This is a genomic window from Sphaerochaeta sp. UBA5836 (assembly GCF_002432845.1).
Lineage (GTDB): Bacteria > Spirochaetota > Spirochaetia > Sphaerochaetales > Sphaerochaetaceae > Sphaerochaeta.
On record NZ_DJGW01000087.1, the window covers coordinates 2,704 to 8,652 of the forward strand.

Sequence of the window (5,949 nt, forward strand, 5' to 3'; positions counted from 1 at the left end):
CAGGTGATCAAGAAATTGGTTCAATACTTGGAAATCAAATAATAATTAGCTGAAAGAACATAGGGGGATAGGTATGCGGGCAGTAATGGTGATGTATGATTCATTGAACAAGGCATTCCTTGAACCCTATGGCAATGACTGGGTGCAGACCCCGAATTTCACGCGTCTTGCAGCCCAAGCCGTGACCTTTGATTCCTTCTATGCCGGCAGCCTGCCCTGCATGCCGGCCAGGAGGGAACTTCATACCGGCCGGTATAATTTTCTCCACCGGGGTTGGTCTCCGCTGGAACCGTTTGATGACTCGATGCCCCAGATTCTCAAGCAACATGGAATTTACTCGCATATGGTGACAGATCACTGCCACTACTGGGAGGATGGGGGATCGACCTATCACAACCGATTTGCATCGTATGAATTCGTCAGGGGACAGGAAGGAGATGCCTGGGATGGAAGTGTCGCAGGATATCAGCCGAATCAGGACGGCAGGGCACAGGACGCAAAGAATCGAACACGGATGATTCGTGAACAAGACCACTACCATGCACGGTGTTGTGAGCAAGGCCTGCATTTCATCGAGCAGAACAAGGACGAAGACAACTGGTATCTCCAGTTGGAATACTACGATCCCCATGAGCCGTTCTTTGCTCCGGAGCGTTTCAAGAAATTGTACACGGATGTACCTGATGACCTGGATTGGCCGAAATATGCACCGCTCTCAGACAATGATCCTGAGTATCTCAAACATTCGATTCTCAATTATGCTGCACTCGTCAGCATGTGTGATGAATACCTCGGCAAAGTCCTGGACATGTTTGACAAACATGATATGTGGAAAGATACGATGCTCATCGTCAATACCGACCATGGATATCTACTCGGAGAACACGGCTTTGTCGGGAAGAACTACATGCCTGTCTTCAATGAGATAGCAAACATCCCCCTCTTTATCTGGGATCCGAGAAACCAAGATGCGGGAACACGGCGGAAGTCGCTCGCACAGACCATTGACCTGCCTGCTACAATCCTGGAGCTCTTCGGCCAAGAAAGGCCGCAGCATATGATGGGCCGAGATTTGCAGCCAGTCCTGAAATCTGATGAAACAATCCATGATGCAATCCTGTATGGATACCATGGGATGCATATCAACATCAATGATGGTAAGCATACGTACATGAAGGCAGCGTCTGCTGCTGAGAACAAACCGTTGTACCAATATACCTTGATGCCGATGCACATCAAGAAAATGATCTCCAAGGAAGAGCTGCTGCAAGCCGACAGAACGCTCTATGACAAGTTTGAATTCAATGACCATGTACCTGTCCTGCGCATCCCCGTAGACGAACGCTATGACCGGAAGAAATACTACAAATACAGCGAGCACGCCAAATATGGAAGCCTGTTGTTTGACATTGAAAAAGACCCCTTGCAATTGCATCCACTCGAAGATCCATCTGTCACCGACGGTTTGTTGAGGAAGATGGTGAAGTTGATGAAAGATTCTGATGCTCCTGATGAACAGTACGAACGGATGGGCCTTCAAAACTATATGGAAACGGAAAATAATTGAGGTATTCGATGAAATTAACAAAAGAGATTGTGGGGGGGGCACTATTCATGGTGCTTTCCGTGGCTGTTTGGTTTTTGATTCCCTCCCAGATAGAGGTGATCACGGATTCCAGAATCAATGCCCGGTTTGTGCCGAAGATCATCACCTTGACGTTGATGGCATTCAGCGCCATCAACTTGGTCCGCGCCATTCTCTCCCAACGTACTGCGCCAGATAGTCCCGGCAGCACCAAGAAGATGGATTCCATGAGGGTGCTCATTCTGTTTGTCACCTTTGTTGTCTACAGCCTGCTTCTTGAATTCATCGGCTTTGAGATCGCGACCATACTTGCAGGGTGTGGGATGCTTGCCATCATCAGAATCAAGAAATGGCATTACTATGTCATCTCAACAGTCTTTGTGGTATTGGTTGGATTCCTGTTCCGGACATTCTTCTATGTCCAGTTGCCGTAGGTTAGAGGGAGGTTGCAGCCATGTTTGAAGGAATAGTAGTCGGTTTGGGTCAGATGGGTTCATTGACCAACCTTTTATTCATGAATGTCGGGGTACTCATCGGTATCATCTTTGGTGCGATACCTGGACTTACCGTGCTTCTAGCCATCGTGCTTTTTCTGCCATTGACTTTCGGGCTTTCTGATACCACGGGGATTTTGATGCTCATAGGCATTTACTGCGGAGGTTCCTATGGCGGGTCGATTTCGGCAATTCTCATAAATACCCCCGGTACCCCCAATGCAGCGGCTACCGTCATTGATGGATATGCCTTGGCAAAAAAGGGCCGGGCAAAGTCAGCCCTGATGGTTGCCCTCTATGCTTCTGTCTTTGGCGGGGTGGTCAGTGCAATCGTCCTGTTGTTTGCGGCGCCCCCGATTGCAAAGGTAACTCGATTCTTCGGCCCTGCCGAGTATTTCACCTTGGCTGTTTTTGGCATTTCCATCATTGCGGGTGTCAGTGGCAAGAATATGCTCAAGGGCATCATGGCTGGTTGCCTGGGCATCCTGATTTCCATGGTCGGCCAGGATGCTACGACAGGAGTGTTCCGGTTCTCCTTTGATATCATCGATTTGGCTGCAGGTGTTGAGTTTGTGCCTGTTTTGATCGGGTTGTTTGCAATTTCGGAACTGTTGGCGAAGACAAGTGACTACAAGAAATTGCACACTATGTCCAGTGCGGTGCGAATGGACCACAATGACCACCTGCACATCAAGGAATTCCTCTCGGCATGGAAAGCTATAGTGCGTTCCACATTCATCGGCATTGTCATCGGGGCCATTCCCGGGACTGGCGGAGGTATAGCATCCTTTCTCAGTTACAATGAGGCCAAGCGAAAGTCGAAGCACCCCGAGGAGTTTGGAAATGGTTCCATTGAAGGCATTGCAGCTGCAGAGGCTGCGAATAATGCGGTTACCGGTGGCGCATTGATTCCTACGATGACCCTTGGCGTTCCTGGCGAAGCGGTGACGGCCGTCATGCTTGGTGCCTTGATGATGAATGGCCTGATTCCCGGTTCGAGGATTTTCATCGAGCATCGGGATGTCATGTACACCATCCTCATAGGGACGGTCTTCATCAATCTGTTCATGCTGGTCCAGGGCAAGGCACTCATCAGGGTATTCTCCCTCATCACAAAAATCCCGGATTCCTTGCTCATGCCCATCCTGTTTGCATTGTGCGTAGCTGGAGCGTACGCCGTGAGCAATTCGGTGTTCAATGTATTCATCATGTTCATCTTCGGCGGACTTGCTTTTGCCATGCACTACTTCGGGTACCCGGTCGTTCCCTTGCTGCTCGGGATCATCCTCGGGCCTATGGCGGAGAGCAATCTCAAGCGGGCATTGGTTATTTCCGATGGAAGTCCGCTCATTTTCGTCACTAGACCAATCTCTGTGGTTTTTATATTGTTGACAGTGCTGAGTGTGTATGCAAGTATTCGTTCAAGCATGGTGAAGAAACAAGAAGACTAGGGATCAATGAGATTCAGTGAATTAAAAAATATTGAACTTGAAATCTACAGAACCGTCTACGTTCGGGGCGAAGTCCTTCGCTCCGATGTGGCTGGTCATGTGAGCTCACTTTCAATATCTTCCTTGTATCGTGTTTTAGACCAATTGGTGCAAAAAGGATACCTGCTGGAAAGTTTCGGCCAATTGAAGACGAATGGCAGGCCTCCCAAACTCTACAGGATCAATTCAAAGTTCATTCATGCCATAGGTGTCTGCATTACCTGGGATACGATAGGTCTTGCCTTGGTGGACATCGGAGGAAATCTGGTTGCCAGGAAAACCCTCGGTAGCGCCACCTTGCTGAGTCCCAATGAGGCCTTGGAAAAGATTTCGGCTGCAATCAATACGTGGGTCAGCGAATATGCATGCTCGGAATCGCTGCTTGGAATAGGGGTATCTGCATTTGGGCCCATCATGAAAGACCGTGGGATTCTATCGCATGGGCACCACAAGCCCTCACAGCTCTGGGACTATGTTCCGATCAAGGATTTGCTCGAGGCTTCAACCGGGTTTCCTGTGGTAGTGGATAACCTTGTTGATGCTTTCATGTTGAACGAGCTTGCATTGAAGCCAGACCTCTTGGAAAAACGGGTTGCATATTTCCTGCTCGACATGGGCATAGGTTCAGCCTTTCATGCACTTCCGGCCAAGCAGACCACTTCCGATACCAGCAGCCAACTGGGTCATATGGTCATAGATTTCCATGGCAATCCTTGTGTCTGTGGAAAGACTGGTTGTCTTGAGACCTTTGCTTCCGCACAGTCCATACTCAGGCGTTTGTCTGATGTGGGGGGTACACAAGTACAGAGAGCTGAAGATGTGTATGCGGCAATCCAAGCATGTATCCAAAGCCCCGAATGGGATTCCAAGAATCCACAGTTCCTGGAAATAATCTCAGCCTTTGTTGCTGGAATGACCAACTATATCCAAATCATGGAACCAGAGATTGTCATGCTCGGCGGCAGGACTGTTGATTCTCTTTCACTCATTATCGATGAGGTTATCAATCGTATCGAAGAGATGAAGCAACAGCAAATTCTCCCTGCCAAACTGGAAATCATTCAAACGAACACTTCTGAAGATGCCTTGATGAGAGGTTCTGCATCCATAGTATTCCGTCGGGAGCTGGAATTGTCCAGTTAACCTGTAACTTTTACTATTTAGGACTCTGATTCATAGCTTCTTTCCAAAAGGAAACCTTGGACAACCTCCGATAAAATCCTTTGAATCATCGAATTATCCACTCCAGTATCTTTACGGGACGGACAAAGTGCATTATAACCTAAATATTAGACATGATGTGACCTCTCTTTTGCATGCGGTAATGCATACGGTAGTTATAGTTATGATCACCGTAATGCAAAATCCACGATTTTGCAAATTCAGGGGTCACATCTTATTGTTTAGGGTGAGGAAATGCAGATGGAACAGAAGCACGAACGGCCCGAATTCATCACGAACTTCAAGAAGCCACAGGCTACCGAGATCAAGCACATAAACGGCCATTGGTATCTCTACGAACGCAAGACGAAGTATGATCCCTCCACGCAGAAATCCAGGAAGGTCAGCGGAAGGCTGCTCGGGACCATAACGGAATCCGGGCTGGTGCCAAGACAGACAAAGGTCGCCGATGCATTCAATCTGGAGGTCAGGGAATTCGGCGCCTATCAGTACTTCTATGAGCACACCCGGACCATGAGGGAGAAGCTGATGGAGTATTTCCCCGGAAGCTGGAAGCAGATCTATACCGTTGCGATACTGAGGACGGTCTACGGTTGCCGGTTCAAGAGGCTGGAGGCCCATTACCAGGACAGCTTCGCATCCCTTGCATACCCGTCCCTCGCCCTCTCGTCCTCTTCGCTCACACTGCTGCTGAGGAATCTGGGCAGGAATCGGGAGGCGATCCGTCTCTTCATGGGATCAATCAGGGGGGACAAGGGCAGGTACATCCTGGTAGACGGGCACAGGATACTGTCGTCCTCGAAGACCGTAGACCATGCACAGCTCGGCTATGACTCCAAGATGAGGTACAAGCCGCAGCTGAACCTCATCTACCTGTTCTCCCTTGGTGATGACTGCGCCTTTCCTGAATACTACAAGCAATACGGGGGAAGCATCACCGACGGCTCTGCATTCTCGGACATCCTATCGGAGGCCGGGATCGATGAGCAGGGGGTGACCTTCGTGGGGGATAAGGGCTTCATGAGCCAGGCGAACTGCCCGCTTCTGGACGATTGCGGCCTGCACTACATCATACCCCTGAAGCGGGGCAACGCCTATATGCAGGGAAAGGTCCCCCAGCAGCCTCTGCACTACAGCTTCTCCTTCACCTATCACGGCAGGAGCATCTTCGCCTCCACCTTTGCATTCGAGGATTGCA

General features: G+C 49.5%; 5 protein-coding genes. All 5 read left to right on the forward strand.

Annotation, left to right across the window (positions count from 1 at the left end):
• Positions 1-73 precede the first annotated feature (73 nt).
• On the forward strand, positions 74-1,567 hold the full coding sequence (locus B3F49_RS07950) for a sulfatase (protein ID WP_293910256.1): 1,494 nt from the start codon (positions 74-76) through the stop codon (positions 1,565-1,567).
• Positions 1,568-1,575: 8 nt separating this feature from the next.
• Positions 1,576-2,019, forward strand: coding sequence for a tripartite tricarboxylate transporter TctB family protein (locus B3F49_RS07955; RefSeq protein WP_293910258.1), 444 nt, complete (start codon positions 1,576-1,578; stop codon positions 2,017-2,019).
• Between the two features lie 20 nt (positions 2,020-2,039).
• Complete coding sequence (locus B3F49_RS07960) at positions 2,040-3,530, forward strand: tripartite tricarboxylate transporter permease (protein ID WP_293910260.1); 1,491 nt, start codon at positions 2,040-2,042, stop codon at positions 3,528-3,530.
• Between the two features lie 123 nt (positions 3,531-3,653).
• Positions 3,654-4,712: an ROK family protein gene (locus tag B3F49_RS07965; protein WP_293910262.1), complete on the forward strand. Its 1,059-nt coding sequence runs from the start codon at positions 3,654-3,656 to the stop codon at positions 4,710-4,712.
• A gap of 279 nt (positions 4,713-4,991) precedes the next feature.
• On the forward strand, positions 4,992-5,949 hold a 958-nt coding region (locus B3F49_RS07970; protein WP_293910264.1), incomplete at its 3' end, for a hypothetical protein.